A 14,548-nucleotide genomic window follows, 5' to 3' on the forward strand; every position below is an offset into this window, starting at 1 on the left:
CGGCTCCCACCACTCGTACCGACTCTGAGGTCTGACGGCCCATCAGCTGTGCGGAGTTGCGGCGACGGTAGTAACGGGTTCTACAAGTAGCAAGGGGCAGGGCCACTCCAATTGCCCGCACGACCCTTGCGGTCGACGAGCGGGCATCAGCACACTACTTGCAGAACTAGAACGCGTACTAGTTCCGCTGAGCCTCCCGGAGAGGACCCGCACCCATGGCTGCCGAACCCGTGATCGTCGAAGCCGTACGCACCCCCATCGGCAAGCGCGGCGGCGCGCTCGCCCATCTGCACCCCGCCTACCTCCTGGGCGAGACCTACCGCGAACTCCTGGGCCGCACCGGCATCCCCGCCGACTGCGTCGAGCAGATCGTCGGCGGCACGGTCACCCACGCCGGCGAGCAGTCCATGAACCCCGCGCGCACGGCCTGGCTGACCATGGGGCTGCCGTACGAGACGGCCGCGACGACGGTCGACGCGCAGTGCGGGTCCAGCCAGCAGGCCTCGCACATGGTGGCCAACATGGTCGCGGCGGGCGTGATCGACGTCGGCATCTCGTGCGGGGTGGAGTCCATGTCGCGGGTGCCGCTGGGGTCGGGCTCGAAGCACGGGCCGGGCAAGCCGTTCCCCGACGAGTGGAACGTGGACCTGCCCAACCAGTTCGAGGCGGCCGAGCGCATCGCCCGCCACCGCGGTCTGACCCGCGAGGACGTCGACGCCCTGGGCCTCACCTCCCAGCAGCGGGCCGCGCACGCCTGGGCGGAGGAGCGCTTCAAACGGGAGACGTTCGCGGTCCAGGTCCCCACGACCGAGGAGGAGCAGCACGCCGGGCAGGGCATGTGGCGCCTGGTCGACAAGGACGAGGGGCTGCGCGACACGACGGCGGAGGCCCTGGCCTCCCTGAAGCCGATCATGCCCACGGCGGTGCACACGGCCGGCAACTCCTCGCAGATCTCCGACGGGGCGGCGGCGATCATGTGGGCGTCGAAGCGGACGACCCGGGCGTTGAAGCTGCGGCCCCGGGCCCGCATCGTGGCCCAGGCGCTGGTGGGTTCCGACCCCCACTTCCACCTCGACGGCCCGATCGACGCGACCAGGGCGGTGCTGGGCAAGGCGGGGATGTCCCTCAGGGACATCGACGTGGTGGAGATCAACGAGGCGTTCGCGTCCGTGGTGCTGAGCTGGGCACGGGTCTTCGACCAGGACCTGTCGAAGGTGAACGTCAACGGCGGCGCCATCGCGCTCGGGCACCCGGTGGGAGCGACCGGGGCCCGGCTCATCACGACGGCCCTGCACGAACTGGAGCGCGCGGACAAGGAGTTCGCGCTGATCACCATGTGCGCGGGAGGCGGTTTGGCCACCGGCACGATCATTCAGCGGTTGTAGCCGTCCAGTTGACGAAGGTGGTGAACGTGGCGGGATCGAGGGTGAGGATCGGTCCCGCCGGGGTCTTGCTGTCGCGTATGGCAATGGCAGCAGACGCTTCGGCGACCTCTACACAATCACCGCCCTGGTCACCGCTTGCTGGTCTGGCCGAGCCACAGGGTGTTGCGGAGGGGCAGGGACAGCATGAGCAGGCTGGTCGCGACGGGGGCGGCCAGCAGGGCGGTTCGGCGGCTGACCGGCTGGGGCAGTGCGCGGGCGGCGGTCAGACCGAGGGCGACGACGAGCAGCAGCGTGCCGAAGGTCCAGCCCCAGCCGAGGGCCTGTTCGGCCGAACGGGGGCGTGACAGCGACGGCCGGCCGCGGCCGTGATCGGCGGTTTCGCGGTGTGGCGCATGGCGGAGTCGGCGGGTCGCCCGCTGCCCGGCTCGGCCCCCTCGGTGGCGGGCCGACACGCCGGATGACATCCCGCTGACAGCGGCCCGCGCACCAACTATCTTCGTCAGCGCCAGTAGTTAGGGACGCTAACTATGCTGACGAAAGGTAGAGGCGCATGAGCGAGTCGCACGTCTGGGGCGAGGTCGACGCCTACTTCACCGCCCACCTCGCCCCGGACGACGAAGCCCTGGCGGCCGCCCTGCGGGACAGCGACGCCGCCGGGCTTCCGCACATCAACGTCTCCGGGAACCAGGGCAAGCTCCTCCAGCTCCTCGCCCAGGTCCAGGGCGCGCGCCACATCCTGGAGATCGGCACCCTCGGCGGCTACAGCACCATCTGGCTGGGCCGCGCCCTGCCCGCCGACGGGCGGCTGGTCTCCCTGGAGTACGACCCCCTGCACGCCGAGGTCGCCGTCCGCAACATCGCCCGCGCCGGCCTGGACAAGCTGGTCGAGGTGCGGGTGGGCCCGGCCCTGGAGTCGCTGCCCAAGCTGGCGGACGAGAATCCGCCCCCGTTCGATCTGGTCTTCATCGACGCCGACAAGGCCAGCAACCCGCACTACGTGGAGTGGGCGATCAAGCTCGCCCGCACGGGCAGCCTGATCGTCCTGGACAACGTCGTGCGCGGCGGCCGGGTCGTCGACGCGGACAGCACCGCCCCGGACGTGACGGGCACCCGCGCGGCCATCGAGCTGATCGCCGGCCACCCGCGGCTGAGCGGCACGGCGATCCAGACGGTGGGCATGAAGGGCTACGACGGGTTCGCGCTGGCGCGCGTGCTGGCGTGAGCCGCGCCCTCACGCCTCGTGGTAGAAGCCCACGTTGACGCTGCGCGGGGCGGTGCGGTCCTGGACGATGATCTCGCCGCTGCCGCCCCTGGGCAGCGGGACGGTGCCGCCGTAGGCGAGCGGCTGGACGTACTCCCGCATGACCAGCCGCACCTCGGCGGACGGGTCGGGCTGGGAGCCGCGCAGCCAGGTGACCTGCCAGGTCCCCTCCGGACCGCACAGGAACTCCAGGTGGACGCGGGAGACGAACAGCCAGTCGTCCGGCGTGCTCAGCCGGCACACGGACTTGTCGCGGCCCACCCGCAGCACCGCGCCCGCCTCGCTGGGCGCCTCGGCCATGACCATGCCGGCCGTGGCACCCGCCTCCGCCTCCGCGACGGTGGCCATGGTGAGTTCGAGCACGTGCGCTCCTCCTGAGAACATCCCGGGTGGGCCTACCGGGCCCATCGCCCGCCGCATGATAGAACGCCAGGCCGCGCGGTGTCCGGCACAATGGCCTCATGACCGAGCGAAAGCCACCTGGCGTCGACTTCGAGATGGGGGTCCCCCCGCTCGAACGTAGTTGAGAGTGGGGGAGGGTCGACAAGCAGATTCGTGACGCGGAGGCGCGCGGGGAGTTCGACCGGCTGCCCGGAGCGGGCGCACCCCTCCCACGTGACATCGAGACCACCTACGACGAACTGTGGTGGGTCAAGCGGAAGTTGGCCCGCGAGGGCTTCTCCGTGCTTCCCCCGGCGCTGGCGCTGCGCAAGGAGGCGGAGGACGCGCTGGAGGCGGCGCTCGCGGCCCCCTCGGAGCGGATCGTGCGGAAGATCATCGGCGAGATCAACGACAAGGTCCGCGCCATGATGTTCAAGCCGCCGCCCGGCCCCCCGCTGGGAAAGAAGCCGTACGACGTCGAGGACGTCGTACGGCGGTGGCGGGAGCGCCGGGCGGACCGGTGACCGGGGGTTCCCCCCGGCTCACACGTGCAGCAGCCGTTCGGCCAGCTCGCGATAGTCCTTCAGGGCCAGCCGGAGCTGTTCGGTGTCGGCGGACGACACGGACCTGCTCTCGCCGCCCTCGACGGACTGCCAGGAATGGCGCAGGGTGCGCCGGCGCTGCGTGACGGCCTCGGTGAACCGGGCCGCTATCTCCTCCAGCACGTGGTCGGCCTCCTCGACGGCGGCCCGGGGCCCGTCGACGAATCCGGCGACGGCGTGCTGCAACTGCGAGCCGAGCTTGTCGCACTCCTCGTGGGCCAGGAGGCGGGAGCGGCTCTTCGCGGCACCGGCCTTGTCCGTGCCGGTGCCCACACCGGTACCCATGCCGGTGCCCGTGTCGGTGCCCATGCCGTTGCCGTGGTCGCCGCGGCGGCCGTCGGTGCCGTCGTGCCGGTCGGCGCCCGGCACATCCCTGCCGTGCGCCGCGGCGCGGTCGGCGTCGGTGCCGTGCGTGACACCACGGTCCGCGTCCGGGTCACGGCCGGTGCCGCGGTCCGCGTCCAGGTCCCGGGCCGTGTCGTGGCCCGTGCCCGGTGCGGTCGGGTGGCGGTCGGTGCCCGGAGCGCTCTCGCCGCGGGCGTCCGGGGCGGGCGGCGTATGGTTGCCGGGCGGGCGGGTCATGTCGGACATTGCCTCAACTCTCCTTCGCCTGACGTCGGTTCATCGCCCACGGCAGATGGCCGCCGCGGGTCGGAGCCTTGCGGCCGCCGTTCGATCCGGCACGGTGGTGCCCGTCGTGCCGTCCCTCCTCGTGGCGTCCGCCGGACGGACCGCCGTCGTGGCGGGCCGGCTTCACCAGCTCCTCGAACAGGGCGCGGGCCGCCACCATGGCCTCACGCATGTCTTCCGTACCCTGGCCGCCGTCGCGGGCGTCCTCCGCGCGCAGATGCGCCGCGCGGTGCACGCGCCGGTAGCCGTCCACGTGGTGGGCGTGGTGCACCGACAGCGCGGCCAGCTGTTCCTCGTACTGCCCGCCGTCCGGGAAGCCCCGGGCACCGGCGACCTCGGCGAGCAGCCGGTCCGCCTCGGCGACGGCCTCGCGCGGCGAGTCGACGAACCGCTCCTGGGCGGCCGTCCAGCGCGCCTCGTACTGCTCGCGCTGTGCCGGTTCCAGCGACCGCTCGCGCAGGTCGCCGTGGCGCTGCACGCGCTCGGTCAGCTCGCGCTCGGCCGCTGTGGCGTCACCGTCGTGCCGGGCCACGGCCCGGTCGTACTCGGGTCCGAAGCGCCGCTTCAGGTTCGGGCCACGCCGAGGCCCGCGGGCGCGCAGGGTCATGACGGCCGCGATGATGACGACGACCGCCGCGATCACTATCAGAGCGATGATCAGGCCAGTGGACATGAGTGCCTTCCGGGTTCTCGGCCCAACCGGCTCTCCTCGCGAGCCGGTTCGCTCGTCGGGTTGCCCCAAACCCCGTATCCAAACGGCGCCCGTGCGCAACCGGGGCGCGAACACACGGCCGGAACTATTCGATTGCGTGTCCCGTGGGGCGCCTGTGAAGAATGCGGTTCATGACCTGGACCGTGACGCCGGAACCGTACGACTCCCCCGTCGCCGCCGCTCTCTGGCGGGCGTACTACACCGAGGTCAGCGACCGCTGGTACCTGCTGCACGAAGGACGCCGCACCGACCCGGCCGAGCTGGAACGGGAGATCGCCACCCGGCCCGGTGCCGATCTCGCGCCGCCGCGGGGAGTGTTGCTGATCGCCCGGTACGGCGGCGAGCCGGCGGGCAGCGCCGGCGTGCGGCTCCTGGACGGCACGACCGCCGAGCTCACCCGGGTGTTCCTGCACCCGTCGATGCGCGGCAGGGGCGGCGCCCCGCTCCTGGTCGGGGCCGCCGAGGACGCCGCACGCGCACTCGGCGCCGCCCGGATGATCCTCGACACCCGCGGCGATCTCGTCGAGGCCCGCGGTCTGTACGCCCGCCTCGGCTACCGGGAGACGGCACCGCACAATGACGACCCGTACGCCGAGCACTGGTTCCGCAAGGACCTGGCCTGATCTCAGGCCGTCTCCCGCCCGGGGCGCGCGCCGTTCGGCCGCTCGCGCCGCGATCCGCACAGTTCGCCGTTCATCTCCCGCACGAGGTCCACCAGATCGGTCGGCCGGTCCGGCCCCCACCAGTCGCCGAGCAGCTCGGCGAGGGACTCCTCGCGGGCCGCGGCCAGCCGGTCGGCGACCCCGCGGCCCGCGTGGGTCAGGACCATGTCGACGCCCCGGCGCACGGCGAGGCGGCGCTCCTCGGCCTGCCGGGCGGCCTCCATGACGACCGTCAGGGGCACGGGCATCGTGTCCGCGAGCACGCCCGGCTCCACCGAGCCGTAGCGCCGCATCCGCAGCAGCAGCCAGCTCGTCGCGGGCAGCAGGTCGTAGCCCGCCCGGGCGGTGATCTTCCGGTAGACCTCGCGCCGCCCCGCGCGGGTGCCGAGCACCGACAGCGCGCGGCACACCTCGTCGTACGAGGAGCGTTCGACCGGGTTGGTGGCCAGGGTCTCGGTGACGTCGGGGGCGGTGACCGAGCCGCGCAGCCGGTCCTCCTTCAGGAACCAGGCCAGCACGAAGCCGAGGAGCGCGACCGGGGCGGCGTACAGGAAGACGTCCGTGATGGAGACGGCGTAGGCGTGCAGGGCCGGCGGGCGCAGGCCGGGCGGCAGGGCGGCGATGCCACGCGGGTCGGCCTCCAGCGCGTCGACCGAGACGCCGGCCGGGAGCCGGGTGCCCTGGAAGGCGTCCGTGAGCCGTTCGCCGAGCCGGCCCGCGAAGACCGTACCGAAGACGGCGACACCGAACGAGGCGCCGATGGAGCGGAAGAAGGTCGCGCCGGAGGTCGCCACGCCCAGGTCCTCGTAGGGGACGGCGTTCTGCACGATGAGCACCAGGACCTGCATCACCAGGCCGAGACCGAGCCCGAAGACGAAGAAGAAGCCGCTCAACTCGGCGGTGGAGCTGTGCTCGTCGAGCTGGTGGAGCAGGAGCAGCCCGAGCGTGGTGATGCCGGTGCCGGCGATCGGGAACACCTTCCAGCGGCCGGTGCGGCTGACGATCTGCCCGGAGGCCGTCGAGGCCAGCAGCAGGCCCAGCACCATCGGCAGCATGTGCACACCGGACATGGTCGGGCTGACGCCCTGCACGACCTGGAGGAAGGTCGGCAGGTAGGTCATGGCGCCGAACATCGCGAACCCGACCACGAAGCTGATCACGGCGGAGAGGGTGAAGGTGCGCACGCGGAACAGCTTCAGCGGCAGCACGGGTTCGGCGGCCCGCCGCTCGACGGCCACGAAGGCGACGGCGAGGACGACGCCCAGGACCGCGAGGCCGACGATCCGCCACGACCCCCACGGCCAGGTCGTACCGCCGAGTGAGGCGACCAGCACCAGGCAGGTGGCGACGGCGGCGATGAGGAAGGTGCCGAGGTAGTCGATGACATGCCGGCGCGCCGTGCGCGGGATGTGCAGGACGGCCGCGATCACGGCTAGCGCGACGACGCCGACGGGCAGGTTGACGTAGAAGACCCAGCGCCAGCTCAGGTGCTGCGTGAACAGCCCGCCGAGCAGCGGTCCGAGCACACTGGTCGCGCCGAAGACGGCACCGAACAGCCCCTGGTAGCGGCCCCGTTCACGCGGCGGCACCAGATCGCCGACGATCGCCATCGACAGCACGATCAGCCCGCCCCCGCCGAGCCCTTGGAGGGCCCGGAACGCGATCAGCTGGCCCATGTCCTGGGCCGTGCCGCACAGCGCCGACCCGATCAGGAAGATCACGATCGCCGTCTGGAAGAGCCTCTTGCGCCCGTACTGGTCGCCGAGTTTGCCCCACAGGGGGGTGGCGGCCGTCGCGGCCAGCAGATACGCGGTGACCACCCAGGACAGGTGATCCAGACCGCCGAGATCGCTGACGATCGTGGGCAGCGCGGTCGACACGATGGTCTGGTCGAGGGCGGCGAGCAGCATGCCGAGGAGCAGCGCGCCGATGGAGACCAGGACGTTCCCGGCCACCTGCTCCTGAGCTGTGGCGTTCTGGGGCGACAGTGTGGCGGCGTTCCCGTCACCGGCCATGAGACCTCCTGGGACTCCTGTGACGTTCTCCATCGTGACCGCTGTGACCGGTTATGGCCCGCCGGGCCCCTGTGGAAGCTGTGATTCCGGGGGCACGTCGACCGCACCGTGGAGAAGATCTGGATAATCTCTGGAGTTCGCGAGGGGAGGGAGGAACGCGTGGAACCGCCGAACGGCCACCCGTGCCCGGAGTGCGGCGCACCCAGACAGCGGGACAACACCCCCGCCTGCGCCTGCACCCACCGCGCCGCACAGGCCCTCCGCGACGCCCGCACCGCCCAGGCGGCGGCAGCGGAGGATTTCGACCCCCTGAGGATCCGCCCGTACGTGGAGATCGACGGCGGGCGGCCCGCCGCACGGGACGAGGCCGCCTCCCGTACATCCGGTGAGGGACAGCCCCCCTCGGCCGCCGAGACACCGACGCCCGCACGCCCGGCGGGACCGAGGGCGACGTCCGAGGACACCCCGCCCACCGCGCCCCCGGCGGGCTCACCCGCGACGACCCCGCACGCCTCCCGTCCGGACGCCGCCGCTCCCCCGCAGGCCCGCGACGACGCGCTCCGGCGGCCGGACACCGGCGCCACACGGACACCGCACGCCGAGGCCCCCGGCCCCACAGCCGCGCGCACCCCGGCCCGGGCGGCGACGGAGACTGGTGCTCGGCCCCTGCACCCGGGCGCCCCACCCATACCCGAAGACACCCACCCCCAGCCGGAAACCGACACCCAGGCCCCCCGGTCCGCGACCGCCGACACCCCGGCCCGGGCGACGACGCACACCGGCACGCGACCCCCGCACCCGGACACCCCACGCACACCCGAAGACACCCACCCCCAGCCGGAAACCGGCCCCACGCGAGCCACCCACGCCCAGCCCCCCGGGCCCGCGGCCGCCGGCACACCGGGTCAGGCCGCGGCAGCGGACACCGCGACGAGGTTTCCGAGCACCGAGGCCTCGCCCGCCGGGAGCGCCGCTCAGGCGGCCTCACCCGCCGACGCCACCATGTCCCTGCGCCCGGTCGCCCCGGACACGACGGCCGTGCTGCCGGCCGCTCCCGCCGCCTCGACGCTTGCGACGCCCCTGACCCCTGCCGCGACCGAGCCGAGCGTCACCGACCTGGGCATGTTCGACGGCACGGTGGGGAGAGAGGGTGGCGCGCCGGAGGAGGGCCGGTCGGGCAGGCATCGGCCGCGTCGGCGCAGCACCCTCCTGATCGCCGCCGCCGGTGCCTGCGTCGCCGTCGTCACGGCGGCCGGGTACGCGACCGGGCTGTTCTCCTACGAGAGCCCGTCCCGGGACACCGCCCTGCCGGACGGCACCCGGGCGGGCGTGCCGGACGTCCCGTCGAGCAGCGCGGCCACCACGACCCCGAGGGGCAGCGCGTCGGCGGCTCCACCGGCAGCCGCCGCACCGGGCCCTTCGCCGTCCCGCAGCGGGAGCCCGTCCGCCTCCCCGTCGCCGTCCGCACCGAGCGCCTCGGCGAGCCCGTCGCAGTCGCCCTCCCCGTCGGGACCGCAGACGTCCGCCCCCGCGACCGGCCCCGAGCAGGCGCCCCCGGACAGCGGCCGCCAGAAGGCCGGCCCCACCGTCCTGCGCCTGGGCGACCGCGGCCCGGAGGTGACCGAACTCCAGCTGCGACTGCGCCAGTTGTACCTCTACGGCGACGACACCGACGGCACCTTCGACGACCGGCTCCAGGACGCGGTCCGCACCTACCAGTGGTCACGCGGCATCCAGGTGGACGACCTCGGCGTCTACGACCGGGAGACCAGGGCGAGGCTGGAGTCGGAAACCCGGGAGCCATGACCGGTCCGGCCGCCGTACGGTGACGCCATGACCACTCAGGTGATCGTTCTCAACGGCGGTTCGAGCTCGGGCAAGTCCGGGATCGTCCGGTGCCTGCAAGACGTCCTGCCCGGTCCGTGGCTGGCCTTCGGCGTCGACTCGTTCGTGGAGGCGCTGCCCGCGAAGCTGCGGGACTCCGACGGCGGGATCACCTTCACGGCGGACGGCGGTGTGAGCGTGGGCGCGGAGTTCCGGGCCCTGGACGCGGCCTGGACGGAGGGCATCGCCGCCATGGCCCGCGCCGGGGCCGGGATCATCGTCGACGACGTCTTCCTCGGCGGCCCGGCCTCCCGGCAGCGGTGGGAGAAGGCGCTGTCCGGACTCACCGTGCTGTGGGTCGGCGTCCGGTGCGACGGCGAGGTCGCCGCGGGCCGTGAGATCGCCCGAGGAGACCGGGTCCGCGGCATGGCAGCGTCCCAGGCCCGCGTCGTGCATGAGGGCCTGAGCTACGACGTGGAGGTCGACACGACGCACACCGAGTCCCTCCGGTGCGCGCACACCATCGCCGCCCGCGTCAGGGAGACGGTAGCCCCGCCCGGGTGACGCGCGTCCCCTCGCCACCGGGACGACCCGAACAGCCGAGGCGACCGAACAACCGAGGCGAGGCCCCGAACAGCCGAGACGGTGCCCGAACAGCCGAGGCGACCGATCAGCCGAGGCGAGGCACGACCAGCCGAGGCAACCGATCAGCCGAAGCGACTCGATCAGTCGGGGTTCAGCCGATGTGCAGGCGGATCGTTCCGTCCGCCGCGGCCTCCACGCGCACCTTCGTGAGGTCCTCGACCACCACGTCCGGCTCGTGGAACGCGGCCCGGGGCCCGATCCCGACGACCGTCATGCCGGCGGCGCGCCCCGCCGCTATCCCGGCCCCGGAGTCCTCGAAGACGACACAGTCCGCGGGGGCGATCCCCAGCTCGGCGGCGCCCTTCAGGAAACCCTCCGGGTCGGGCTTGCTCGCCCCGACGGACTCCGCGGTCACCCGCAGCTCGGGCAGGTCCAGCCCCGCCGCCGCCATCCGCGCGGTCGAGAGCGGCACATCGGCGGAGGTCACCAGCGCGTGCGGCAGCCCCCGCAGCGAGGCCAGGAACTCCGGCGCGCCGGGGATCGCGACGACACCGTCCGTGTCGGCCGTCTCCTCGGCGAGCATCCGGGCGTTGTCGGCGTGGTTGTGCTCCATCGGCCGGTCGGGCAGCAGCAGCGCCATGGAGGCGTAGCCCTGCCGGCCGTGGACGACCTTCATGACCTCGTCCCCGTCGAGCCCGTGACGCTCGGCCCAGCGCCGCCAGACACGTTCGACCGAGGCGTCGGAGTTGACGAGGGTGCCGTCCATGTCCAGCAGGAGGGCGCGGGCGGTGAGCACGGCGGTGGCCGTCATCGGCAGCTCCAAGGCTCGGGGCGCGTACCAGCGCGGGAGGGGGCGGACGACGGGTCGCGACCGCGGGTCCCCGGGAGGGACAAGGCGGCCCCGCCCGCCGGTCAGGGAAAACGGGCGGAGGCCACTTTGTTTCTCTACGGTACAAAACAAGTCCGCCTTCGCGCCAGGGGCCCCCGCGGACGTTCACCCGCCGTTCAGCTCGCCCGGCTCAGCCGGTCACGGCCTCCCACAGGCTCCAGACCCCGAGCGCCAGCATCACCAGCGCCGCGATCTGGGTGATCAGCCGCAGCGGCACCTTCTTCATCAGCGCCTTGCCGCCGACGATGCCGAGCCCGGCCACGGCCCACAGCGCGAGCACCGCTCCCAGGCCGACGGAGAGCGGGTCGTCGTAGCGGGCGGCCAGGTTCGCGGTCATGATCTGGGTGAGATCGCCGAACTCGGCGACCAGGATGAGCATGAAACCGGCACCGGAGACCTTCCAGAAGGACTGGTTCTCCGGCTTGCGGACCTCTTCCTCGTCCTCACCCTTCCTCAGCAGCAGCACCGCGGCCCCGCCCAGGAAGAGCACGCCCGTGAGGGCCTGCACGATCTGCTGCGGCAGCAGCGTCAGCACACTGCCGGCGGCGACGGCGAGCACGACGTGCAGCGCGAAGGCGGCGCCGACCCCGGCGAAGACGTAGGAGGCGCGGTAGCGGGTGCCGAGGACGAGGCCGGCGAGGGCGGTCTTGTCCGGCAGTTCCGCCAGGAAGACGACGCCGAAGACGACGGCCGTCACGGTCAGGCTGATCAAGGGTTCCTCAATCGGTCGGGGCTGCCCCGCCGAGAGTGCTGGACCTTCGCACACGACACCTCGGCACGGCAGCGCACTCGGCGCCCGCGCCGGGGGGCACGGGCGTGCACTGCTTTGCCGAAGGTCTCGCTGGCGGGTCCTGGCAAGGACCGGCCTCCGGGCGCCGGCTCAGGCGAGCTGAGCAGTATGTCGACGGTCCGGCGAAGAGCTACTCCCCTTCTGCGCCGTCCATGCTACGCGACGCCCCCGGCGTGAAAACTTTCGGCCGGAACCTTGTCATGTCATGGACGCGTCATTAACTTCTCACCGGGCGCACACCTGTGCGCAACACGGCACCGCGAGTATTCCCCTCGCTCGCACGCCAACACCCCCTTCTCCCCAGGGAGTCCGCATGCCCAGGTTCTACGCGCGTCGACGGCTGAGCGTGGCCGCGGCGGCCACCGCCCTCATATCCTCCGTGGCCCTCTTCAACGCCCCCACGGCCTCCGCCGCCCTCCCCACCCCCGTGAGCGGCGCCACCGCCCGCTCCTACCTCGCCACCCTCACCGTGACGGCCGAGGACCGCACCGGCTACGACCGCGACCTCTTCCCGCACTGGATCACCCAGTCCGGCGCCTGCAACACCCGCGAGGTCGTCCTCAAGCGCGACGGCTCGAACGTCCAGCAGAACTCCTCCTGCGCCGCCACCAGCGGCAGTTGGTACTCCCCCTACGACGGCGCCACCTGGACCGCCGCCTCCGACGTCGACATCGACCACCTGATCCCGCTGGCCGAGGCCTGGGACTCCGGCGCCGACTCCTGGACGACGTCCCGCCGCCAGTCGTTCGCCAACGACCTCACCCGCCCGCAGCTCATCGCGGTCACCGACAACGTCAACCAGTCCAAGGGCGACCAGGACCCGGCCACCTGGATGCCCTCCCGGACGGCGTACCGCTGCACCTACGTCCGGGCCTGGGTGCAGGTGAAGTACTACTACGACCTCTCGGTCGACTCGGCCGAGAAGTCCGCGCTGCAGAACCACCTGGCGAGCTGCTGACACGCTGATTCGCGCCGACCTTCCCGCTGACCTCCGTCGTTCCGTACCGTACGGGGCGACGGAAGGGGAACGACATGAGCGCACTGCGCCTCGGACCGCTGCTGAGGTACACCGACGGCTCGTCCGCGACCGTGTGGGTCGAGACGAGCCGTCCGTGCGCCGCCGAGGTGCGCTGCGCCGACGGCGCAGGCGGCACGGCCCGCAGCTTCCAGATCGCGGGCCACCACTACGCGCTGGTCCCGGTGACCGGCCTCACGGCCGGCACGACCACGACGTACGAGGTGTTCCTCGACGGCACACAGGTGTGGCCGCCGCCCGGCTCCCCCTTCCCGCCCTCGGCGATCCACACGCCGGGGCCGGAGGACGCCCTCGACGTGGCCTTCGGCTCCTGCCGCTGGGCCTCCCCGCCGGCGGGCGGCGACGACCCCGTCGGCCCGGACGCCCTGGACGCCCTCGCCACCCGCCTCACGGCCGACCCGGAGGGCGAGCGGCCGCACGTCCTGCTGCTGCTCGGCGACCAGGTCTACGCCGACGAGACCTCCGACTCCACGCAACGCTGGCTGGCGGGCCGCCGCGACCTGAAGGAGGGGCCGGGCAACGGAGTCGCGGACTACGAGGAATACACCCACCTCTACTACGAGTCATGGCTCGACCCGCGCATCCGCTGGCTGCTGTCCACCGTGCCCAGCTTCATGATCTTCGATGACCACGACGTCATCGACGACTGGAACACCTCCGCCGCCTGGCTCGCCGACATGCGCTCCACCGACTGGTGGCAGGAGCGGCTGCTGAGCGGCCTGATGTCGTACTGGGTCCACCAGCACCTCGGGAACCTCTCCCTCCAGGAGCTGGCGGCCGACCCGGTGTACGAGGCGGTGTGCGAGGCCTCCGACGGCACCGACGTGCTGCGCGCCTTCGCCGCCCGGGCCGACGCCGACGCCGCCTCGGTCCGCTGGAGCTACCGGCGCGACTTCGGGCGCGTACGCCTGGTGATGGTGGACAGCCGGGCCGCCCGGGTCCTGGTCGAGGACGAGCGCGCGATGCTCGACCCGGGCGAGGACGCCTGGCTGCGCGAGCAGGTCCGGGACACCCCCGAGGCGTACGACCACCTGCTGATCGGCACCTCGCTGCCCTGGCTGCTGCCGCATCTGGTGCACGACGCCGAGGGGTGGAACGCGGCGCTGTGCGGCGGAGAGCGGGGCGCCCGGTGGGCGCGGTTCGGTGAGAAGGTGCGGCGCGCCGCCGACCTGGAGCACTGGTCGGCGTTCCCCGAGTCCTTCGCGGGGCTGGCGGAGCTGATCGCCGAGGCGGGCTCGGGGCGGGACGCCCCGGCGACGGTGTGCGTGCTGTCCGGCGATGTGCACCACGCCTACATCGCCGAGCCCTCGTGGCCGGGCTCCGGTCCGGACGCCCGGGTGATGCAGCTGGTGTGCTCGCCCGTCCACAACTCGGTCCCGCTGTCGATGCGTCTGGCGTTCCGCATCGGCTGGAGCGCGATGGCCCGGGGCCTCGGCCGCGGTCTCGCCCGGCACGCCCGCCTCCCGGACCCGCCGGTCAGCTGGCGCAAGACGGGCGGCCCCTGGTTCGGCAACCAGCTCATGACGCTGACCCTGCGCGGCCGTTCGGCGCGGCTGCGGCTGGAGCACGCCAAGGCCCGGCAGGGGGCGGGGCCGAGCCTGACGACACTCCTGGACACCGAACTCGCACCCTGACACCCTGACGCACCTGTTCGACCTGATTGCCTCCGCTGTGTTCGGCGATGTCCGGTGATGGTCGGCGATGTCCGTGATGCTAGTGAGGCATACCACAGCGACCGTCAATCCTTCCCCACGAACCCTGGTCACCGCTCCCGGC

15 protein-coding genes and 1 pseudogene are annotated in these 14,548 nt (G+C 72.7%); 8 read left to right on the forward strand and 8 right to left on the reverse strand.

The window, feature by feature from the left end; all coding sequences use genetic code 11:
- The first annotated feature begins 215 nt into the window (after positions 1–215).
- Entirely contained in the window at positions 216–1,385 is a 1,170-nt protein-coding gene (locus tag QNO09_RS11045; RefSeq protein ID WP_283969943.1) for a steroid 3-ketoacyl-CoA thiolase, read from the forward strand.
- Here QNO09_RS11045 and QNO09_RS11050 read toward each other — a convergent pair.
- Complete coding sequence (locus QNO09_RS11050) at positions 1,369–1,470, reverse strand: DUF397 domain-containing protein (protein WP_349636964.1); 102 nt, start codon at positions 1,468–1,470, stop codon at positions 1,369–1,371. The genes QNO09_RS11045 and QNO09_RS11050 overlap by 17 nt on opposite strands.
- Before the next feature lie 43 nt (positions 1,471–1,513).
- On the reverse strand, positions 1,514–1,837 hold the full coding sequence (locus QNO09_RS11055; RefSeq protein ID WP_283969944.1) for a hypothetical protein: 324 nt from the start codon (positions 1,835–1,837) through the stop codon (positions 1,514–1,516).
- Between the two features lie 98 nt (positions 1,838–1,935).
- On the opposite strand from QNO09_RS11055, the gene QNO09_RS11060 reads away from it, so the two are divergent.
- Complete coding sequence (locus tag QNO09_RS11060; protein WP_283969945.1) at positions 1,936–2,607, forward strand: O-methyltransferase; 672 nt, start codon at positions 1,936–1,938, stop codon at positions 2,605–2,607.
- Between the two features lie 9 nt (positions 2,608–2,616).
- Here QNO09_RS11060 and QNO09_RS11065 read toward each other — a convergent pair whose 3' ends face one another.
- The gene (locus QNO09_RS11065; RefSeq protein ID WP_283969946.1) at positions 2,617–3,009 is read right to left on the reverse strand and encodes an FHA domain-containing protein; all 393 of its coding nucleotides are present in this window, start codon (positions 3,007–3,009) and stop codon (positions 2,617–2,619) included.
- 98 nt (positions 3,010–3,107) lie between these two features.
- On the opposite strand from QNO09_RS11065, the pseudogene QNO09_RS11070 reads away from it, so the two are divergent.
- A pseudogene (locus tag QNO09_RS11070) lies at positions 3,108–3,551 on the forward strand (DnaJ family domain-containing protein).
- Between the two features lie 18 nt (positions 3,552–3,569).
- On the opposite strand, the gene QNO09_RS11075 reads toward QNO09_RS11070, so the two are convergent.
- Together QNO09_RS11075 and QNO09_RS11080 are read right to left on the reverse strand one after the other, a co-directional pair.
- Positions 3,570–4,220 (reverse strand): hypothetical protein, encoded by a 651-nt coding sequence (locus tag QNO09_RS11075; RefSeq protein ID WP_283969947.1) that lies wholly within the window; start codon positions 4,218–4,220, stop codon positions 3,570–3,572.
- Between the two features lie 4 nt (positions 4,221–4,224).
- The gene (locus QNO09_RS11080; protein ID WP_283969948.1) at positions 4,225–4,932 is read right to left on the reverse strand and encodes a hypothetical protein; all 708 of its coding nucleotides are present in this window, start codon (positions 4,930–4,932) and stop codon (positions 4,225–4,227) included.
- 170 nt (positions 4,933–5,102) lie between these two features.
- Here QNO09_RS11080 and QNO09_RS11085 point away from each other — a divergent pair, with 170 nt between their 5' ends.
- Positions 5,103–5,594: a GNAT family N-acetyltransferase gene (locus tag QNO09_RS11085; RefSeq protein WP_283969949.1), complete on the forward strand. Its 492-nt coding sequence runs from the start codon at positions 5,103–5,105 to the stop codon at positions 5,592–5,594.
- A 2-nt stretch (positions 5,595–5,596) separates the two neighbouring features.
- Here QNO09_RS11085 and QNO09_RS11090 read toward each other — a convergent pair whose 3' ends face one another.
- Complete coding sequence (locus QNO09_RS11090) at positions 5,597–7,648, reverse strand: MDR family MFS transporter (protein WP_283969950.1); 2,052 nt, start codon at positions 7,646–7,648, stop codon at positions 5,597–5,599.
- 159 nt (positions 7,649–7,807) lie between these two features.
- Here QNO09_RS11090 and QNO09_RS11095 point away from each other — a divergent pair, with 159 nt between their 5' ends.
- Both QNO09_RS11095 and cpt read left to right on the forward strand, forming a co-directional pair.
- Positions 7,808–9,454: a peptidoglycan-binding protein gene (locus tag QNO09_RS11095; RefSeq protein ID WP_283969951.1), complete on the forward strand. Its 1,647-nt coding sequence runs from the start codon at positions 7,808–7,810 to the stop codon at positions 9,452–9,454.
- A gap of 27 nt (positions 9,455–9,481) precedes the next feature.
- On the forward strand, positions 9,482–10,036 hold the full coding sequence (cpt, locus tag QNO09_RS11100) for a chloramphenicol phosphotransferase CPT (RefSeq protein WP_283969952.1): 555 nt from the start codon (positions 9,482–9,484) through the stop codon (positions 10,034–10,036).
- Positions 10,037–10,208: 172 nt separating this feature from the next.
- Here the strand turns inward: cpt and QNO09_RS11105 are convergent, their stop codons facing one another.
- Both QNO09_RS11105 and QNO09_RS11110 read right to left on the reverse strand, forming a co-directional pair.
- Complete coding sequence (locus QNO09_RS11105; RefSeq protein WP_283969953.1) at positions 10,209–10,868, reverse strand: HAD-IA family hydrolase; 660 nt, start codon at positions 10,866–10,868, stop codon at positions 10,209–10,211.
- Between the two features lie 208 nt (positions 10,869–11,076).
- Positions 11,077–11,658, reverse strand: a complete 582-nt coding sequence (locus tag QNO09_RS11110) for a TMEM165/GDT1 family protein (protein ID WP_283969954.1) — start codon at positions 11,656–11,658, stop codon at positions 11,077–11,079.
- A 391-nt stretch (positions 11,659–12,049) separates the two neighbouring features.
- On the opposite strand from QNO09_RS11110, the gene QNO09_RS11115 reads away from it, so the two are divergent.
- Positions 12,050–12,694, forward strand: coding sequence for an HNH endonuclease family protein (locus tag QNO09_RS11115; RefSeq protein ID WP_283969955.1), 645 nt, complete (start codon positions 12,050–12,052; stop codon positions 12,692–12,694).
- Between the two features lie 74 nt (positions 12,695–12,768).
- Positions 12,769–14,406: an alkaline phosphatase D family protein gene (locus QNO09_RS11120; protein WP_283969956.1), complete on the forward strand. Its 1,638-nt coding sequence runs from the start codon at positions 12,769–12,771 to the stop codon at positions 14,404–14,406.
- Positions 14,407–14,548 lie beyond the last annotated feature (142 nt).

This window comes from Streptomyces sp. 378, from assembly GCF_030124145.1.
Classification (GTDB): Bacteria; Actinomycetota; Actinomycetes; order Streptomycetales; family Streptomycetaceae; genus Streptomyces.